The 17667-nt window shown below is 62.0% G+C and carries 16 protein-coding genes and 1 pseudogene; 3 read left to right on the plus strand and 14 right to left on the minus strand.

Going from position 1 to position 17667, the window contains the following annotated elements:
* Position 1: 1 nt before the first annotated feature.
* Positions 2-1462, minus strand: coding sequence for an IMP dehydrogenase (gene guaB / locus BGP02_RS01655; RefSeq protein WP_017234118.1), 1461 nt, complete (start codon positions 1460-1462; stop codon positions 2-4).
* 286 nt (positions 1463-1748) lie between these two features.
* On the opposite strand from guaB, the gene BGP02_RS01660 reads away from it, so the two are divergent.
* Positions 1749-2678 (plus strand): DMT family transporter, encoded by a 930-nt coding sequence (locus tag BGP02_RS01660; RefSeq protein ID WP_017234119.1) that lies wholly within the window; start codon positions 1749-1751, stop codon positions 2676-2678.
* Positions 2679-2817: 139 nt separating this feature from the next.
* On the opposite strand, the gene BGP02_RS01665 is transcribed toward BGP02_RS01660, so the two are convergent.
* Together BGP02_RS01665 and BGP02_RS01670 are read right to left on the minus strand one after the other, a co-directional pair.
* Positions 2818-3153 carry an RnfH family protein gene (locus BGP02_RS01665; protein WP_150564788.1) on the minus strand — a complete coding sequence of 112 codons (336 nt, stop codon included), beginning with the start codon at positions 3151-3153 and terminating at the stop codon, positions 2818-2820.
* On the minus strand, positions 3143-3577 hold the full coding sequence (locus tag BGP02_RS01670) for a type II toxin-antitoxin system RatA family toxin (protein WP_026131979.1): 435 nt from the start codon (positions 3575-3577) through the stop codon (positions 3143-3145). The genes BGP02_RS01665 and BGP02_RS01670 overlap by 11 nt, the downstream gene beginning before the upstream one ends.
* A gap of 154 nt (positions 3578-3731) precedes the next feature.
* Here BGP02_RS01670 and smpB point away from each other — a divergent pair.
* A pseudogene (smpB, locus tag BGP02_RS01675) lies at positions 3732-4181 on the plus strand (SsrA-binding protein SmpB); the annotation flags it as partial.
* A 140-nt stretch (positions 4182-4321) separates the two neighbouring features.
* Here the strand turns inward: smpB and BGP02_RS01680 are convergent.
* The 3 genes from BGP02_RS01680 to ppsA all read right to left on the minus strand — a co-directional run bounded on the left by BGP02_RS01680 (position 4322) and on the right by ppsA (position 8438).
* Positions 4322-5308: an SPFH domain-containing protein gene (locus tag BGP02_RS01680; RefSeq protein WP_017234123.1), complete on the minus strand. Its 987-nt coding sequence runs from the start codon at positions 5306-5308 to the stop codon at positions 4322-4324.
* Positions 5309-5446: 138 nt separating this feature from the next.
* A complete protein-coding gene (locus BGP02_RS01685; protein ID WP_017234124.1) occupies positions 5447-5881 on the minus strand; it encodes an NfeD family protein in 435 nt (144 codons plus the stop codon).
* A gap of 166 nt (positions 5882-6047) precedes the next feature.
* Entirely contained in the window at positions 6048-8438 is a 2391-nt protein-coding gene (gene ppsA, locus BGP02_RS01690; RefSeq protein WP_017234125.1) for a phosphoenolpyruvate synthase, read from the minus strand.
* 265 nt (positions 8439-8703) lie between these two features.
* On the opposite strand from ppsA, the gene ppsR reads away from it, so the two are divergent.
* Positions 8704-9582 (plus strand): posphoenolpyruvate synthetase regulatory kinase/phosphorylase PpsR, encoded by an 879-nt coding sequence (gene ppsR, locus BGP02_RS01695; protein WP_150564786.1) that lies wholly within the window; start codon positions 8704-8706, stop codon positions 9580-9582.
* Between the two features lie 109 nt (positions 9583-9691).
* Here the strand turns inward: ppsR and BGP02_RS01700 are convergent, their stop codons facing one another.
* From BGP02_RS01700 to bamA, 8 genes are all read right to left on the minus strand, one after another.
* On the minus strand, positions 9692-10471 hold the full coding sequence (locus BGP02_RS01700; protein ID WP_017234126.1) for a TrmH family RNA methyltransferase: 780 nt from the start codon (positions 10469-10471) through the stop codon (positions 9692-9694).
* Entirely contained in the window at positions 10468-11103 is a 636-nt protein-coding gene (rnhB, locus tag BGP02_RS01705) for a ribonuclease HII (RefSeq protein ID WP_051060196.1), read from the minus strand. The genes BGP02_RS01700 and rnhB overlap by 4 nt, the downstream gene beginning before the upstream one ends.
* Positions 11104-11207: 104 nt before the next feature.
* A complete protein-coding gene (lpxB, locus tag BGP02_RS01710) occupies positions 11208-12383 on the minus strand; it encodes a lipid-A-disaccharide synthase (protein ID WP_026131980.1) in 1176 nt (391 codons plus the stop codon).
* Positions 12384-12386: 3 nt separating this feature from the next.
* A complete protein-coding gene (gene lpxA, locus BGP02_RS01715) occupies positions 12387-13178 on the minus strand; it encodes an acyl-ACP--UDP-N-acetylglucosamine O-acyltransferase (RefSeq protein ID WP_017234129.1) in 792 nt (263 codons plus the stop codon).
* Positions 13179-13195: 17 nt separating this feature from the next.
* A complete protein-coding gene (gene fabZ, locus BGP02_RS01720; protein WP_017234130.1) occupies positions 13196-13654 on the minus strand; it encodes a 3-hydroxyacyl-ACP dehydratase FabZ in 459 nt (152 codons plus the stop codon).
* Positions 13651-14721: a UDP-3-O-(3-hydroxymyristoyl)glucosamine N-acyltransferase gene (gene lpxD, locus BGP02_RS01725; protein WP_017234131.1), complete on the minus strand. Its 1071-nt coding sequence runs from the start codon at positions 14719-14721 to the stop codon at positions 13651-13653. The genes fabZ and lpxD overlap by 4 nt, the downstream gene beginning before the upstream one ends.
* 14 nt (positions 14722-14735) lie before the next feature.
* A complete protein-coding gene (locus BGP02_RS01730) occupies positions 14736-15278 on the minus strand; it encodes an OmpH/Skp family outer membrane protein (RefSeq protein ID WP_017234132.1) in 543 nt (180 codons plus the stop codon).
* Positions 15279-15325: 47 nt separating this feature from the next.
* Positions 15326-17629 (minus strand): outer membrane protein assembly factor BamA, encoded by a 2304-nt coding sequence (bamA, locus tag BGP02_RS01735; protein WP_026131982.1) that lies wholly within the window; start codon positions 17627-17629, stop codon positions 15326-15328.
* Positions 17630-17667 lie beyond the last annotated feature (38 nt).

Raw genomic sequence — 17667 nt, forward strand, 5'->3', positions numbered from 1 at the left:
ATTACTCCACGTGGTAGTTGGGGGCTTCCTTCATGATCTGGACGTCGTGCACATGCGATTCGCGCATGCCGGCGGCCGTGATTTGTACAAACTCCGCCTTCTCGTGCAGGTCCTGGATCGTCGGGCAACCCAGATACCCCATCGACGAACGGATACCGCCCGTCAACTGATGCAGGATGGCCATCACGCTGCCCTTGTAGGCCACACGGCCTTCAATGCCTTCCGGCACCAGCTTGTCGGCGTTGTTGGCCGGATCCTGGAAGTAACGGTCGGCGGCGCCATCCTTCATTGCCCCCACCGAACCCATGCCGCGATAGCTCTTGTACGAACGGCCCTGGTACAGGAACACCTCGCCCGGCGCTTCTTCCGTGCCCGAGAACATGCTGCCCATCATCACCGTGTGCGCGCCAGCGGCCAGCGCCTTGGAGATGTCGCCCGAGTAACGAATACCACCGTCCGCGATGAGCGGAACACCCGTGTCCTTGAGCGCTTCGGCGACGTTGGCAATTGCCGTGATTTGCGGCACACCCACGCCCGCCACAATACGCGTCGTGCAGATCGAGCCCGGGCCGATACCGACCTTGACGGCGTCCGCCCCATGTTCGACCAGCGCCACGGCGGCACTCGCCGTCGCGATGTTGCCGCCGACCACTTCGATCTGCGGGAAATGCTTCTTGACCCACTGCACGCGATCCAGCACACCCTGGCTGTGGCCGTGCGCCGTGTCGACCACGATCACGTCGACACCCGCCGCCACCAGCAGCTCGACACGCTCTTCATTGTCCGCGCCCACGCCAACGGCGGCGCCGACACGCAGCTTGCCGTGCTCGTCCTTGTTCGCGAGCGGGTGCTCGGTCGCCTTCATGATGTCCTTGACGGTCATCAGGCCGCGCAGTTCGAAGGCGTCATTGACGACCAGCACGCGCTCCAGGCGGTGGCTGTGCATCAAGTGCTCGGCATCGGCCGGCGACGCGCCTTCGCGCACGGTGATGAGCTTTTCCTTGGGCGTCATGATCGCGCGCACCGGCTCGTCCAGGCGGCTCTCGAAACGCAGGTCACGGTTCGTCACGATACCGATGAGCTGAGCGCCCTCGACGACCGGGAAACCGGAAATGCCATGCTGGCGCGACAACGCGATCACATCGCGCACCTTCATGTGCGGCGGAATCGTGATCGGATCGCGCAGAACGCCTGATTCAAAGCGCTTGACCTTCGACACTTCACGCGCCTGCTCGGCCGGCTTCAGATTCTTGTGAATAATGCCGATGCCGCCCTGTTGTGCCATGGCGATAGCCAGACGCGCTTCGGTCACCGTATCCATGGCGGCCGACAGCAAAGGCATGTTCAAGGTGATGTTGCGCGTGAGCTTGGTTTTCAGGCTGGTGTCGCGCGGAAGAACGGCAGAGTAAGCCGGGACGAGGAGCACGTCATCGAAAGTGAGTGCTTTTTGGATCAGACGCATGGCAAATCCTATAGGCGCAAAACCGAATTATACAGAAATCGCAGGACGCATGGCACGTCTGCCCCACATGTCAAGGGGCTTTTTCCCCGAGGGCCGGAACGAACGCGCATCCGCGCCTCGCGGCGACCGATTTGCCAACCCAGCCGACTGCCGGATTTCACAAGAGCGGCGCCCTGGGCCCATGCTATTCTTCGGCCCTTCCTGCACCGCCCCGGCCGGTATAACGAGGCGATGTCCGGCGCGGATCATCGGCATCTCGCCAACACGAACCACGGGTACGAATTTCATGGGGCAAGGCATTTCTTTCGGACTGGCTGCGGGCGCCTTGTGGGGCCTGGTCTTCCTGGCCCCTCGCCTGCTGCCCGGGTTCTCGCCGCTGGAACTGTCGGCCGCCCGTTACGTCCTGTATGGACTGGTATCCGCCGTGCTGCTCGCTCCCCTCTGGGCGCGTCTACGGCATACCGTCACTGGCAGTGACTGGCGGGCGCTGTTCCGGCTGAGTCTTGTCGGCAATCTCATCTACTACCTGTTTCTCGCGGGCGCGGTCCAGATGGCGGGGATTGCGCCGGCCTCGTTGATCGTAGGCGTGCTGCCCGTAACGGTCACACTGGTCGGCAGCCGTGACCACGGCGCCCTCCCCCTGTCGCGGCTGGCGGGGCCCCTGGTACTGGTCGCGGCGGGCATCGTCTGCATCAACGTCGACGTGTTCGCCCACGCCTCGGCAAGCGGCGGAGACTGGCGGCTCACCCTCGCCGGCATTGGCTGCGCAGTCGGCGCGCTCGTGAGTTGGACATGGTATGCGGTAGCCAACGCCCGCTATCTGGCGCGATTCGGACACTTCACGAGTCAGGAATGGTCGCTGCTGACGGGCGTCGCCACGGGCGTGCTCGCGCTCATGCTGGCGATTCCGGCCGTGTGGCTCCCGCACCCGGTCGTGCTCGACGCGCCGCGCGACTGGCAGATGTTTCTGATCGTGAACATCGCCGTAGCGGTGGGCGCATCGACCATTGGCAATGCGTTCTGGAATGCGGCAAGCCGACGGCTACCGCTCACCCTGTCGGGACAGATGATCGTGTTTGAAACGCTCTTCGCGCTGATTTACGGCTTTGTCTACGAACAGCGCTTGCCACGCCTGCTGGAACTCGCCGCCATCGCGTTGCTGCTAGCGGGTGTCAGCGCTTCGGTAAGATTGCATGCACGGAAATCGGCGCACTGATTCGCGCCCCGTGATTCGAATAAAGACGCTAATCGGCGCCCCCCCCGCTAGCGCAACACTTAACACTCCACTCAGCGCCCACGCGAGCGTTTTGGTTAGCTTGCCGGTCAGCGCGGCACCGGGTCACACACCGCAGACGTCAACTGCCGCGACGGCTACCGAGCCATTTCTGCCCTTCTCGGCTCCCTTCGTTGCGTACCTTTTCCACGCGTCGCTGACGCGCGAGCTTGGGATCGGCCTTCAACGCCCGGTAGATTTCGATGCGATCCCCGTCCTCCACGGCGGCGTCAAGCGCGCGCAGCTTACCGAAGACGCCGGCTTTCATGCGCGACATGTCCAACTCCGGAAACCGCTGCAGCAGCCCGCTGCGCTCGATCGCCTCGCGCATTGTGGCGCCTTGCGGCAACGTCAGCGCGACGATCGTCTGCTCTGCGGGCAATGCGTAGCAAACCTCGACATTCACCTCACCCGGCATAAACGGTCTCCGCACGTTTGACAAAGGCGTCGACGAACGTATTGGCGATGTGGCTGAATACCGGGCCGATCACCTTCTCGAGCAGAAAACTCGCAAATTCGTAGTGAAGGCCGAACTCGATCTTGCAAGCGTTCTCGCGCAGCGGCGTGAACTTCCAGGTGCCGTGAAAACGTTTGAAAGGCCCTTCGACGAAGGTCATCTGAATGGAATGCGGGCGCTCCTGGAGATTGCGCGTCGCGAACGAGTGCTTCAGCCCTTTGAAGTCGATGATCAACGACGCCTCCATGCTGTGCTCGTCCTGGTGCCGAATATCGACACCACCGCACCAGGGCAGGAATTTGGGGTAATCGGCGACATTGGTCACCAGGTCGTACATTTGCTCAGCGGAGAAATGCACGAGAACGGTTTTACTGACTTCGGCCATCGTCTGTCGGTCGAGGTGCATGCAGGACGCGTCGGCCATCGAGGTCATATCGATGCGCGCGCGACGCAAGCCGCCTGTTGCCGAGACTCTTTGTTAAAATCGGTATTTTACCCGAGCCCGACTCACCGGGTCCGACCAAGTTACCCGCCAAGGATCCATGAGCATCATCGACAACAAGAAGGCCTTCTTCGATTACTTCATCGAGGAGCGATACGAAGCCGGGATCGCGCTCGAAGGGTGGGAAGTCAAGGCCATTCGCGCCGGGCGGGCGCAGATCAAGGAAGGCTATGTCGTCATCAAGCATGGCGAGATCTTTCTGATCGGCACACACATCAGCCCGCTGCAATCCGCATCGACGCACATCAACCCCGACCCCGTGCGCACCCGGAAGCTCTTGCTCAAGGCCGACGAAATCAAGAAGCTCATCGGCAAGGTGGAGCAACGCGGCTACACGCTCGTACCGCTGAACCTGCACTACAGCAAAGGCCTCGTGAAATGCGAGATAGGGCTGGCCAAGGGCAAGAAGCTGCACGATAAGCGGGAGACGGAAAAGGCGCGCGACTGGGAACGCGAGCGAGCGCGCCTGATGCGCACGCCGACGTAAGGCGCTGCATCAGGGGGCGTGTGCATCGAGGCAGACCACCGCCTCCGCCCGCTACCCAGCGAAAACGGCCCGCATTGCACTGAACCCCAGACGTTGGGTGGTTCAGTTCAGCGCGGGCCGTTTTTCTTTGCGCGGCCGGACTAACGTCGTGCCCCCGAATGGCCGAAGCCCCCCACATTGTCACCGCTCGCCGTCGACCCACCCGCCGTCGAACCGCCTTCGGTACCACGCACAATCTTGAGCGCCGAGGCGATCATGCTGCTCATGTCCGTCAGATTCCCCGGCACGATCAAGGTGTTATTGGTTCGGGCGATCTTGCTGAACGCTTCCACGTACTGCTCCGCGACCTTCAGGTTGACCGCTTCCATACCGCCCTGCGTCTGAATGGCCGTCGCAACCTTGTGGATGGCCTCGGCGTTGGCTTCCGCCACCGCCAGAATGGCCGAGGCCTGACCTTGCGCCTGGTTGATCGCGGCCTGACGCTCCCCTTCCGACTTCTGAATCGCCGCCTCCCTCGCACCGGACGCCAGGTTGATCTGTTCCTGCTTCTTGCCTTCCGACGCCGCGATCAACGCGCGCTTTTCGCGCTCGGCCGTGATCTGCGCCTGCATCGCATGCAGGATCTCCTTCGGCGGCGTGAGGTCCTTGATTTCATAGCGCAAGACCTTCACGCCCCAGTTCGACGCCGCCTCGTCGAGGGCATTCACCACACTGTGGTTGATGAATTCGCGCTCCTCGAACGTCTTGTCGAGTTCGAGCTTGCCGACCACGCTACGCAGCGTCGTTTGCGCCAGTTGCGTAATGGCGATGATGAAGTTGCTCGACCCATACGACGCCTTCATGGGATCCGTGACCTGGAAGTACAGAATTCCGTCGACCTGCAACTGCGTGTTGTCCTTCGTGATACAGACCTGGCTCGGCACGTCGAGCGGCACTTCCTTGAGCATATGTTTGTATGCCACGCGATCCACGAATGGCACAACGATGGACAGTCCCGGTGTGAGCGTCGCGTGATACTTGCCGAGACGCTCGACCACCCAGGCGTGCTGCTGCGGCACGATCTTGATCGAGCGTGCCGCAATGATCACGGCGATGATGAAGAGAATAAACGCGACGTTGGAAAACATGTTCCCCCCTTGAAGCGCCTGCCATGACGGCGGGCGAATTCCCCGTCACCCGCGACCACGGGCGATACGATGCAATGCATGCCATGCGACGACGCCGAAGCGAAAGCGAGACGCGCGTTTGCGCGCCGGTCCCGGCGACTATGCCGTCACGTGCGCGACGTACAGCCGGCTGCCGCGAACCTCGCAAATGACGAACCATCCTGCGCTGGGCAACTCGCCGGGCAAAAGTTCGACGTCCCATTCGGCACCGCGATACATCGCCCGCGCCTGACCGTCAGGACCCCAGACATCCACGCGCAGACGCTGCCCGATATCGAGGTTGGTATTGGGGTCGGCCGTCGCGTCGACCTTGATGCGCCGCTGACCGAAGCGGCTGCGGCGCAGAATCCAGACCGCCACGCCCGCGACCGCCGCCGCTGCCACCCACTGCAATGGCCAGTCGATACGCAACAGCGCCGCAATACCACCGGCCGTCATGCCGAGCGCCACCATCAGGAGATAGAACGTACCACTTGCCAGCTCCAGCACCACGGTCAATCCGGCAATGCCGAACCACAGCCAAGCCTGTTCCATTGCAACTCCCAGACACAAAAAAACCCCGGTGTGATACCGGGGTTTATAGCACGAAACCCACCGATCAGCGCGCGCATCCCAAGGGATGCGTCAGCCTTTCGGCAGCGTCCGAGGTGCCACTCGGACGCGTCCTAACCGAGGTCGATATCGTGACCGTCGGCGACGGTTACTTCGCCAGTTTGGCGAGTTGTTGCCACGTTTCCATCACCGTGTCCGGGTTCAACGACATCGATGCAATGCCTTCGTTCGCCAGCCACACGGCCAGATCCGGATGGTCCGACGGGCCCTGACCGCAGATGCCGACGTACTTGCCCTTGGACAGGCACGCCTTGATCGCACGACTGAGCATGAACCGCACCGCCGGGTCGCGCTCGTCGAAGTCCTTGGCCAGCAGCTCCATGCCCGAATCGCGGTCCAGACCCAGCGTGAGCTGCGTCAGGTCGTTCGAACCGATCGAGAATCCGTCGAAGTACTCGAGGAACTCATCGGCCAGAATGGCGTTCGACGGCACTTCGCACATCATCACCAGCTTCAGACCGTTCTCGCCACGCTTCAGGCCGTAACCGGCCAGCATGTTGACCACACGCTCCGCCTGGCCCAGCGTACGCACGAACGGCACCATGATCTCGACATTGGTCAGGCCCATTTCGTCGCGCACGCGCTTGAGCGCACGGCACTCCATTTCGAACGCTTCGGCGAAATCTTCCGAGATGTAACGCGACGCGCCACGGAAGCCCAGCATCGGGTTTTCTTCATCCGGCTCGTAGCGCGAACCGCCAATGAGCTTCTTGTACTCGTTCGACTTGAAGTCCGACAGACGCACGATCACGCTCTTCGGATAGAAGGCAGCGGCAATCGTGGCGATCCCTTCGGCCAGCTTGTCGACATAGAACGCGCGGGGCGATGCATGACCGCGAGCCACCGATTCGACCGCTTTCTTCAGGTCGGCGTCGATGTTCGGGTACTCGAGAATCGCGCGCGGGTGCACACCGATGTTGTTGTTGATGATGAATTCCAGACGCGCCAGACCCACGCCTTCGTTCGGCAGTTGCGCGAAGTCGAAGGCGAGTTGCGGGTTGCCCACGTTCATCATGATCTTCACCGGGATCTTCGGCATTTCGCCGCGGTGGATCTCGGTGATTTCGGTTTCGAGCAGCCCGTCGTAAATCTTGCCTTCGTCGCCCTCGGCGCACGAGACGGTCACGAGCGCGCCATCCTTCAGCACGTCGGTGGCGTCGCCGCAACCCACGACGGCCGGCACCCCCAGTTCGCGCGCGATGATCGCCGCGTGGCAGGTACGGCCGCCGCGGTTCGTCACGATGGCGGCGGCACGCTTCATCACCGGCTCCCAGTTCGGGTCGGTCATGTCGGCCACCAGCACGTCGCCCGGCTGCACGCGTTCCATCTCGCTCGGGTCCATGATCACGCGCACTGCGCCTGCACCGATCTTCTGGCCGATGGCACGGCCCGTGGCCAATACCGGCGCCTCGCCCTTGAGCTTGAAGCGCTGCTCGACCTTGCCGATCGCCTGGCTCTTCACGGTTTCCGGACGTGCCTGCAGAATGTAGATCTTGCCGTCCTTACCGTCCTTGCCCCACTCGATGTCCATCGGACGGCCGTAGTGCTTCTCAATGATCAGCGCGAACTTGGCCAGCTCGACGCAATCGTCGTCGGTGATCGAGTAACGGTTGCGCAGTTCCATCGGCACGTCGATGGTCTTCACGCGGCCCGGCTCGCCCGGTTGCGTGAATTCCATCTTGAGCAGCTTCGAGCCGAGCGTGCGGCGAATGATCGGGTACTTGCCGGCCTTGAGCGTCGGCTTGAAGACGTAGAACTCGTCCGGGTTCACGGCGCCCTGCACAACCGTTTCCCCCAGGCCGTAGCTGGCCGTGATGAAAACGACGTCCTGGAAGCCCGACTCAGTGTCGATCGTGAACATCACGCCCGACGCGCCGCAGTCCGAGCGCACCATACGCTGCACGCCGGCCGACAACGCCACTTCGGCGTGCGTGAAGCCCTTGTGAACGCGGTACGAAATGGCCCGGTCGTTGTACAGCGACGCGAACACGTGCTTCATGCGATCGAGCACGTCTTCGATGCCGACGACGTTCAGATAGCTTTCCTGCTGACCGGCGAACGATGCGTCGGGCAAGTCTTCCGCGGTAGCCGAGGAGCGCACGGCGAACGATGCGTCCGGCTGATCGGCCGTGATACGGGCAAACTGCTCGCGGATATCCTTCTCAAGCTGCGGCTGCAGCGGGGCGTCGACGATCCATTGACGGATTTCGGCACCGGCTTGCGCGAGCGCCTTGACGTCATCCACATCCAAACCCTCAAGGCGCTGGGCGACACGCTCGGTCAGGTTGTTGTGATGGAGGAATTCGCGGAAGGCGTAGGCCGTCGTGGCGAAACCACCCGGCACGCGCACGCCGGCACCGGCCAGTTGGCTGATCATTTCGCCAAGCGATGCATTCTTGCCGCCGACCGACTCGACGTCGGTCATGCGCAGATGCTCAAACGGCACCACGTAGGCGCCGTCGTGTGCTGCGTTAGTCATAAAAGCCCCTAAGGTAAGAAAAAAAATTCTCGGAGGATCGGCTGGGACTGACAGGGGCCGATCGACCTGTTGGATAAGAAATCGCGCATACGCGGCGTCATGAACCGGGGGCAAGGTCTCGACGACGAGCGACGCCCCCTCCAGACTTCCCGCGACGCCCCGCCCCACGGGCCTGAAGCCGGGCGGCGCGCGACGGTCGCACAATTGCTTATCCAACAAGTTGCCGCTATTCTACCGTGCAACGCACCATTTTGCGATTCTGCGCATGACCGACGCCACGACACCCGGAAACTCCCCGACATCCCCCGCCGCACCGACCCAACCGGTGGCTGCGCGCCCGGTCTTCATCGTGTCCGACGGCACGGGGATTACTGCCGAAACCTTCGCGCATTCGATCCTCGCGCAGTTCGAGATGCGTTTTCGTCAGATTCGCGTTCCTTTCGTGGATTCCGTCGATAAAGCCTATGAAACGGCGCAACGGATCAATGAAATGTATCGGACCGACAACATCCGCCCGATCATTTTCAGCACGCTCGTCGATGCCCGGGCCAATGAGATCCTGCGCAATTGCCAGGGCGTGATTCTCGACATGTTCCAGACGTTCATCGAACCGCTGGAACTGGAGCTGGGCCTCAAGTCGATGCACGCCATCGGCCGCGTCCACCAGAACGCCGACAGTGAGGCGTACAAGAACCGGATCGAGGCGGTGAATTTCTCGCTCGCGCATGACGACGGGCAGTCCAACAAGAACCTGCAAAGCGCGGATGTGATCCTCGTGGGCGTGTCGCGCAGCGGCAAGACACCCACGACGCTCTATCTCGCCATGCAATACGGCGTGAAGGCCGCGAACTATCCGTTGATTCCAGAAGACTTCGTGCGTGAGAAGCTGCCCTCCACGCTCGATCAGTACAAGGAAAAGATTTTCGGGCTTTCCATCGATCCGCAACGCCTCTCGGAGATTCGCAACGAACGTCGCCCCGGCAGCAAGTATGCGTCGCTGGAAAACTGCCGATACGAGGTCAACGAGGCCGAGGCGATGATGCGGCGCGAGGGCATCAAGTGGCTGTCCTCGACGCACAAGTCGATTGAAGAAATCGCCACGACCATACTGCAGGAAATCAAGCTGGAGCGTGACGTCTACTGACGTTGCCCGCCGCGCATGCATGCGCCATGCCGAATGCAGGAAGGGACGCCATGAGCGTCCCTTCTTGTTGATATCCCGGATCTCCCCGTGCGCCCCGCCGCGCGTCGCCTCAGGAGAGCCGCTGACGCACCGCTTCGAACAGGCAGATGGCTGCACAAGCCGCCACGTTAAGCGACTCCATGCCGCCCGGCTGCGGGATACGGATCGGCCGTTGCACGCGTTCGAGCCACTGCGGGGACACACCGGCCCCCTCGTTTCCGAACACCCACGCCACCGGCGCACGCAGATCCTGCGCATAGAGCGACGTGCTGGCCTGCAAGCTCGTCGCCAGCAACGGCACCGACAAGCGCGGCGCGAGCGAATCCGGCGTGCAATGCTCCACGATGTTCAGCGAGAAATGTGCCCCCATACCGGCACGTAGCACCTTGCTAGACCAAGCGAGCGCCGTGCCCGACATGCAATACACGTCGCGAACACCGGCCGCCGCCGCGCTACGCAGGATCGAACCGACATTGCCCGCGTCCTGCACGGCGTCGAGAATGACGCAATCCGTCGTTTGCGTTGCCGGCAGGTGCCCCGACGGCATCTCGATCACGAAAAGCAGCGGCACACCGTTGACGAGCGTCGACAACGGCTCGAACAGCGCATGCGGCAGACACACGCGCCGATCACCGTCTACGCGCGCCCAGATCTGTGCCACTTCGGGGTTCTCCAGCGCCGATTCCGCTGCCACGCAAACAAGCGGCTGTCCGAGCGCGTCGAGATAGGCGTCGGCCAGGTGCACGCCTTCGAGCAGCGTCTGGCCGAGTTTGCGCCGCTGCGGATTCGACTGCGCCAACTGTTTTAGCCGCTTGTAGAACGGGTTGTCTTTGGAACTGATCAGCTTCATGACGAATGGCCCACGCGGGCGACGGTAAGCCCGCCGAACAATGCAAAGGCCTCGCGCACCGGCGCGAACGATTGGCGATGATGCGGACTCGGTCCGTGCAGACGCAGCGCGGCGAGATGGCGCGGCGTGCCGTAACCGACATGCTCATCGAAACCGTACTGCGGGAATGCCTCGTGCATCGCGACCAGTTGGCGGTCGCGTGTGACCTTCGCGAGAATCGACGCGGCTGAAATCGCAGGCACCTTGTCGTCGCCCTTGACGATGGCCTCCGCGCGCATCGGCAACGCGGGGCAGCGATTGCCATCGATGAGCGCCAGCGTCGGAACACGCGGGAGTCCGTTCACCGCGCGCTGCATCGCGAGCATCGTCGCGTGGAGAATGTTCAGTGAATCGATCTCCGCCACACTTGCCTCGGCAATGCAATAGGCGAGCGAACGTTCAACGATCTCCTCGTAAAGCGCCTCGCGACGCTGCGCCGTGAGCTTCTTGGAGTCGGCCAGCCCCTTGATCGGACGCGCCGGGTCGAGAATCACTGCCGCCGTCACGACAGGCCCTGCGAGCGGGCCGCGCCCCACTTCATCCACGCCGCAAGTCAGTTCGGCAGCCACGTCGGCGAACAGATCGAGCGCCATTTGCGGTAGCGTCGCCTTGGGCGCGCGGGGACGCGGCTTTGCGGCCGGTACGTCGTCGCCCGAGGTCCCCTTGCGCGCACCGCGACGCCCCTTCACTTCCTCGCTCATAACCGCCCCTTCTCACGCAGCACGCGCTCGATCACTTCTGCCGCGCGCGCGGCCGTATTTTGGCGCAGTTGCTCGTGGATCTTCGTGAAGCGCACCTGCAAGGACGCGCGCAACGCCGGGTCGGTCAATTGCTTCCAGACGGCGTCAGCGAGTGCTTCCGGGGTCGCGAACTGCTGCAACAACTCCGGCACGACGAACTCGCCCGACAGAATGTTCGGCAAACCTACGTACGGCAGATAACCCTGACGCTTCATGATCTGCGCCGTCAACCAAGGCACCTTGTAGGAGATGACCATCGGCTTCTTGTAAAGGGCCGCTTCCAGCGTGGCGGTACCGCTCGCCAGAAGCACGCTGTCCGCCGCCTCCAATGCGAGCGGTGCTCGGCCGTCGATCACGGTCAGGTTGAGATCGCTATGCGCGTCCACGATCGGTTGCATCAACGTGCGCAGCCGCGGCGTCGCCGCCGGGAGCACGAACTGAATCGACGGCTCGCGCTCGGCCAGCAGGCGCATGGCCGCGAAGAACACGGGCGTGAGCCGTTGCACTTCCGACGTCCGGCTACCCGGCAAAATAGCGACGACCGGGCCAGTGCCTTGCAGCGCCAGCCTGGCGCGCGCGCCTGCGACATCGGGCACCATCGGAATCTTGTCGGCCATCGGATGGCCGACAAACGTCGCGTCGATGCCTGCCCGACGGTAAATCTCCGGCTCGAACGGGAACAGGCACAACATGTGATCGACGGCGCGCTTGATCTTCTTGATGCGCCCCCCGCGCCACGCCCAGATCGACGGGCTCACGAAATGAATCGTGGGAATGCCCGCCTCACGCAGCTTGATTTCGAGATCGAAGTTGAAGTCGGGGGCATCGAAGCCGACGAACGCGAGCGGCTTCTCGGCCAGCCAGCGCTCGCGAAGTTGCTTGCGAATCGAGAGAATCTCGCGCAAATGCTTAATGACTTCGACATAGCCCATGACGGAGAGCTTGTCGATGGGCCAATAAGCATCGAAGCCCTCCTCCGCCATATGCGGACCGCCGACACCGGCGTAAGCGATGTCGGACGGAAGGCTCTGCTTGAGACCGGCAAGCACGTTGCCGGCAATGAGATCGCCGGACAGCTCCCCGGCCACCATCGCCAGGGTTCGCTGGCCGGCACCGGGAAGGGTCGGCGGCATGGGTCAGCGCACGATACCGCGCGTGCTGGCGTTGAGGAAGTCGAGCAGCGCGCGCACGGCATCGGACACGTCCGGGGCACCCGCGTTACCGAAGGCTTCGATCTGCACCTTCGCTTCGTCGAGCGTCAGCCCACTCTTGTAGAGCAGCTTGTACGCGTGACGCAGCGCCGTGATCGCGTCAGCCGTGAAGTTGCGGCGACGCAGCCCCTCGACGTTGATGCCGTAAGGCACTGCACGGTCGCCCGAGGCGATGACGAACGGCGGCACGTCCTGCACGAGCACCGACGCGCCACCGATCATCGAGTGCGCGCCAATGCGCACGAACTGGTGCACCCCGGTCATGCCGCCAACGATCGCCCAGTCGCCAACAATGACGTGACCCGCCAATTGCGCGTTGCTCGAGAAGACCGTGTGGTTGCCCACGTGGCAATCGTGCGCGATGTGCACGTAAGCCATGATCCAGTTGTCGTTGCCGACGCCGGTCAGACCGCCGTCCTGCACCGTACCGGTGTGAATCGTCGTGAATTCGCGAATCGTATTGCGATCGCCGATGACGAGCCGCGTCGGCTCGCCGGCGTACTTCATATCCTGCGGACTGCCGCCGATCGAGGCGAACGGGCCAATCTTGTTGCCCTCGCCCAGCGTCGTATGACCGTCGACAATCGAGTGCGAGAGAATCTGCGTACCGGCGCCGACTGTGACATTCGGCCCGATGATCGCATAGGGACCGACGACGACGTCGTCGGCCAGTTGCGCCTTCGCATCGACGACTGCAGTGGGGTGAATATTCGTCATGAGCGTCTTAATTCCGGTTATTCGCCGTTCTTCTTGACCATGCACATGAACTCGGCTTCCGCCGCGATCTTGCCGTCTACCAGCGCCTTGCCCTTGAACTTGTAGAAGCCGCGACGCTCGCTCAGGAAATCGATGTCGAGCACGAGTTGGTCACCCGGTTCGACCGGACGCTTGAAGCGAACGTTCTCGATACCTACGAAATAGTAGAGCGTGTTCTCGTCGTGCACCGGCTCGTCGGAGAACGTCAGGAGTGCGGCGGCTTGCGCCAGCGCTTCGACGATCAGCACGCCCGGCATCACCGGACGCTGCGGATAATGCCCCGTGAAATACGGCTCATTGATCGTGACGTTCTTGATGACCTGGATGTTTTTGTGCGGCTCCAGCCCGATCACGCGATCCACCATCAGCATCGGGTACCGATGCGGCAGCAGCTTCATGATCTTGTGGATGTCGATATTGATTGTGGTCTCGCTCATTTGTCTTGCAGGTCTTTGACCTTCGCTTCAAGTTGACGCACGCGATCGCGCATCTTGTCCAGATTGCGCATGATGGCCGCGTTTTTGTTCCATTCGGCGTTCGGGATGGCCGGAAAGGCGCTTGTATAGGTACCCGGGCCGGGAATCGACTTCGACACCCCCGACTTGGCCGTCACGATGACGCGGTCGCCAATCGTGACATGCCCGGCCACGCCCACGGCGCCGCCGAGCATGCAGAATTTACCGATGGTACTGCTGCCGGCAATGCCCGTGCACGCGGCAATCACCGTGAAGGCGCCGACCCGCACGTTATGCGCGATCTGCACCTGGTTGTCGATCTTGCAACCGCGCTCGATCACCGTATCGGCCATCGCCCCGCGGTCGATGGAGGTCGACGCACCGATTTCGACGTCGTCTTCGATCACGGCGCGCCCGACCTGCGGAATCTTCACCCATTCGCCGCCAGCGGCAGAGAAATCGGGTGCGAAACCGAAACCGTCCGAACCGATCACGGCGCCCGCGTGAATCACGCAACGCGCGCCGATCACACTCGCGTGGTACAGCGTGGCATTCGGATACACGAGCACGTCGTCGCCCAAGGTCGTGCCTCGACCGACGAACACGTTCGCCACCAGACGCACCCGCTCGCCCAGTCGAGCACCTGCCTCGATCACGACGTTCGGGCCAATCACGCACGATGTGGGCACGACGGCCGTCGGATCGACGACCGCGCTCGGATGAATGCCTGCTGCGGGAACCGGCGCCGCGGCCTGCGCGAACATCTGCGCGACGCGCGCGAAGTACGCATAAGGATTCGGCGCGAGAATCCACGCCCGCCCCTCATGCGACGGCAGCTTGTCGAAGTCGGCCTTCGAGAGAATCACCGCCGCCGCGCCCGAGTTGGGCACTTCGGCGAGATACAGCGGATTGGACAGAAACGCGAGCTGATTCGCACCCGCATGATCAAGCGGCGCCAGACCGGCCACGGTGACTTCGCCATCGCCCACGAGGTCGCCGCCAAAGCGGGCGACCAGCTGTGCCAACGAAATCGACGGCGATCCCGGCATCAAAGGCGAGACCGTCACTTGCCGGCGGTGCCGCCGCCCGAACTTGCGTTCAGGGTCTTGAGCACCTTGTCAGTGATGTCGATACGCGGGCTCACGTAGACGGCTTCCTGCACGATCAGATCATACTTTTCCGTTTCGGCAATCTGCTTGATGACGCGATTGGCGCGATCGAGCACCGCGGCGAGTTCTTCGTTGCGGCGCTGATTCAGGTCTTCACGAAACTCGCGCTGCTTGCGCTGGAATTCCGTGTCGGCCGCGGCCAGATCGCGCTGACGCTTGGCGCGCTCGGCGTCGGACAACGTCGGGTTGTCCTTGTCGAGCTTGTCCGACATGGCTTTGAGGCGCTGGGCCATGGCCTGCAGATCCGAGTCCCGCTTGGAGAACTCGGCTTCGAGCTTGGCTTGTGCGGCCTTGGCCGGTGCCGAATCGCGCAAAATGCGATCCGAATTGACGGCGGCGATGCGCGCATCCTGAGCCATGGCAGCAAAGGCTGCCCCAGCCAGCAACGCTGCGGCGAAGCCGCGCAGGCAATGCTTACGGATACCGTTCAATGTCATACCCCTTTACAACGATAAAACGTTCGGAACCGATCGACTCGCCGTCGTTAGAACGACGTACCGACCTGGAACTGGAATTTCTGGTACTGATCGCCCACCTTCTTGACCAGCGGGAAGCCCATCGAGAGCTTGAGCGGGCCAATCGGTGAAATCCACGACAAACCGAAGCCGTAGGAATAACGCAGGTTATTGAAGGTAATCGCCTGGCCGTTATCGAACACGTTACCACCGTCCATGAACGTGAAGATACGCAGCGTACGGTCATACCCCGTACCCGGCAGCGGGAACGTCAGCTCGATGTTGCCGATCAGCTTCGACGCGCCCCCGAGCGGTTCGCCATTGGTGTCCTTCGGACCCAGCGAACTCGGCTCATAGCCGCGCACCGAACCGATACCGCCGGCAAAGTAGTTCTTGAAGATCGGGAACGGCTGACCGCCCATCCCGTGGCCGTAGCCGATTTCGCCGTTGAGTGCCAGCGTAAAGCCACGGCTCACCGGGTAGTAGTACTGGTGCTGATAGTAGGCACGGTAGTACTTGGTCGTGCCAATCGGCGTACCGATTTCGATATTGGCCTGCTGATAATGACCGCGGTTCGGGATCAGCGCGCTATCACGCGAATCGCGCGACCAACCGATGGTCAGCGGATAGTTGTTGCTGACGTAGCCGAATTGGTTGGCGTAGTCGATGTAGCGCTGCGGGGTCGAGCCGTCGCTCGTCAGATGCAGACGCGTCTGCTCGAAGCCCAGACCGAAGAACACCGTATCGACTTCCGAGAACGGCACGCCGAACTTCAGATTGCCGCCCAGCGTGTTGATACGGAAATCCGAATCGCTCGTGAGCAGCAGCGGCTGATACGTGCGGTAGTAGATGTCCGTGATACGGCTCACGCCATCGACCGTGAAGTACGGATCGACCTGCGTGACAGCCAACGTCCGGTACGTCTTACCGGTGTTCACGTTGACCGACAGCGACGTACCCGACCCGAACACGTTGTCCTGGCTGATACCGGCTTGCAGCACGACCTTGTCCGTCGACGAGAAGCCCGCACCGACGTTGATCGTGCCAGTCGGCTTTTCTTCGACCTTCACCTGGAGGTCGACCTGGTCGTTCGAACCGGCCACCGGCTCGGTCGTCACGTTCACGTCGGTAAAGTAGCCCAGGCGGTTGATACGATCCTGCGACAGCTTGAGTCGATCGGCGTCGTACCAGGAGCTTTCGAGCTGGCGCATTTCGCGGCGAATCACTTCGTCACGCGTACGCGAGTTGCCCACGATGTTGATCTTGCGAACGTACACGCGACGACCCGGATCGACGGTCAGCGTGAGCGCCACGGTGTGGTCCTTCCGATCGATCGTCGGCTGAGCGTTCACGTTCGCGAACGCGAAGCCGTAGTTGCCCAGCATGTCGGAAATTGCCTTCGTGCTGGCCTGCAGCTTGGCCGCCGAGAACGTGTCGCCGGCCTTGAGTTGCACGAGCTTGCGCACGTCGTCCTGCTTGCCCAGCATCTCGCCGGTCAGCTTGACGTCCGACACTTTGTACGGATCGCCTTCGTGCAAGTTGATCGTCAGGAACATCTCGTCCTTGTCCGGCGTAATGGAAACGTCGGTGGAGTCGATGTTGAATTCCAGATAACCACGGTTCAGATAGAACGAACGCACCTTTTCCAGATCGCCCGTCAGCTTGTCCTTGGAGTACAAGTCGTTCTTCGAATACCACGACAGCCAATTCGGCGTGCCAAGTTGCATCTCGGCCGTCAGATCCGACGACGAGAATGCCTTGTTACCAACGAAGTTGATCTGCTGGATCGTGGCCTTCGGGCCTTCCGTCACGGCGAACTGGATCCCCACGCGATTACGTTCGAGCGGCGTGATCGTCGTCTTCACCTCGGCAGCGTAGTAACCGCGCGTAAGGTATTGACGCTTGAGTTCCTGTTCCGATTTCTCGAGCAGATTTCGGTCGAAGCTGCGACCCTCGGTCAGGCCGACCGAACGCAAGGCCTTTTTCAAACCGTCCTTGTCGAATTCCTTGATGCCGAGGAAGTCGATGGAAGCAATCGCGGGACGCTCGTTGACGTGCACCACCAGCACGTTACCTTGCGCTTCGACGCTCACGTCCGAGAACAAGCCCGTTGCATAAAGGGCACGAATTGCTTCGGTGCCCTTATCGTCGTTGAACTTGTCGCCCGGCTTGACCGGCAAGTACGAAAACACCGTACCGGGTTCAATGCGCTGCAAGCCCTCCACTCGGATATCCTTGACCACGAACGGCTCGACGGCCCGCGCCAGGAAACTGTGTGCCGCCAGAACCGCAATCACCAGGGTCTTCGGAACAAGGTGGTATTTATTCGACAACTTGCTTCCCCAAGAAACAATTGAATCGTAACAACTCG

The organism is Pandoraea sp. 64-18 (genome assembly GCF_001899225.1).
Classification (GTDB): domain Bacteria; phylum Pseudomonadota; class Gammaproteobacteria; order Burkholderiales; family Burkholderiaceae; genus Pandoraea; species Pandoraea cepalis.

What these genes read in the sequence shown, in the direction of transcription:
- guaB (WP_017234118.1), bottom strand. Translation starts at nt 1,462, where the DNA reads ATGCGTCTGATCCAAAAAGCACTCACTTTCGATGACGTGCTCCTCGTC.
- BGP02_RS01660 (WP_017234119.1), top strand. Translation starts at nt 1,749, where the DNA reads ATGGGGCAAGGCATTTCTTTCGGACTGGCTGCGGGCGCCTTGTGGGGC.
- BGP02_RS01665 (WP_150564788.1), bottom strand. Translation starts at nt 3,153, where the DNA reads ATGCCGGGTGAGGTGAATGTCGAGGTTTGCTACGCATTGCCCGCAGAG.
- BGP02_RS01670 (WP_026131979.1), bottom strand. Translation starts at nt 3,577, where the DNA reads ATGGCCGAAGTCAGTAAAACCGTTCTCGTGCATTTCTCCGCTGAGCAA.
- BGP02_RS01680 (WP_017234123.1), bottom strand. Translation starts at nt 5,308, where the DNA reads ATGTTTTCCAACGTCGCGTTTATTCTCTTCATCATCGCCGTGATCATT.
- BGP02_RS01685 (WP_017234124.1), bottom strand. Translation starts at nt 5,881, where the DNA reads ATGGAACAGGCTTGGCTGTGGTTCGGCATTGCCGGATTGACCGTGGTG.
- ppsA (WP_017234125.1), bottom strand. Translation starts at nt 8,438, where the DNA reads ATGACTAACGCAGCACACGACGGCGCCTACGTGGTGCCGTTTGAGCAT.
- ppsR (WP_150564786.1), top strand. Translation starts at nt 8,704, where the DNA reads ATGACCGACGCCACGACACCCGGAAACTCCCCGACATCCCCCGCCGCA.
- BGP02_RS01700 (WP_017234126.1), bottom strand. Translation starts at nt 10,471, where the DNA reads ATGAAGCTGATCAGTTCCAAAGACAACCCGTTCTACAAGCGGCTAAAA.
- rnhB (WP_051060196.1), bottom strand. Translation starts at nt 11,103, where the DNA reads ATGGCGCTCGATCTGTTCGCCGACGTGGCTGCCGAACTGACTTGCGGC.
- lpxB (WP_026131980.1), bottom strand. Translation starts at nt 12,383, where the DNA reads ATGCCGCCGACCCTTCCCGGTGCCGGCCAGCGAACCCTGGCGATGGTG.
- lpxA (WP_017234129.1), bottom strand. Translation starts at nt 13,178, where the DNA reads ATGACGAATATTCACCCCACTGCAGTCGTCGATGCGAAGGCGCAACTG.
- fabZ (WP_017234130.1), bottom strand. Translation starts at nt 13,654, where the DNA reads ATGAGCGAGACCACAATCAATATCGACATCCACAAGATCATGAAGCTG.
- lpxD (WP_017234131.1), bottom strand. Translation starts at nt 14,721, where the DNA reads ATGCCGGGATCGCCGTCGATTTCGTTGGCACAGCTGGTCGCCCGCTTT.
- BGP02_RS01730 (WP_017234132.1), bottom strand. Translation starts at nt 15,278, where the DNA reads ATGACATTGAACGGTATCCGTAAGCATTGCCTGCGCGGCTTCGCCGCA.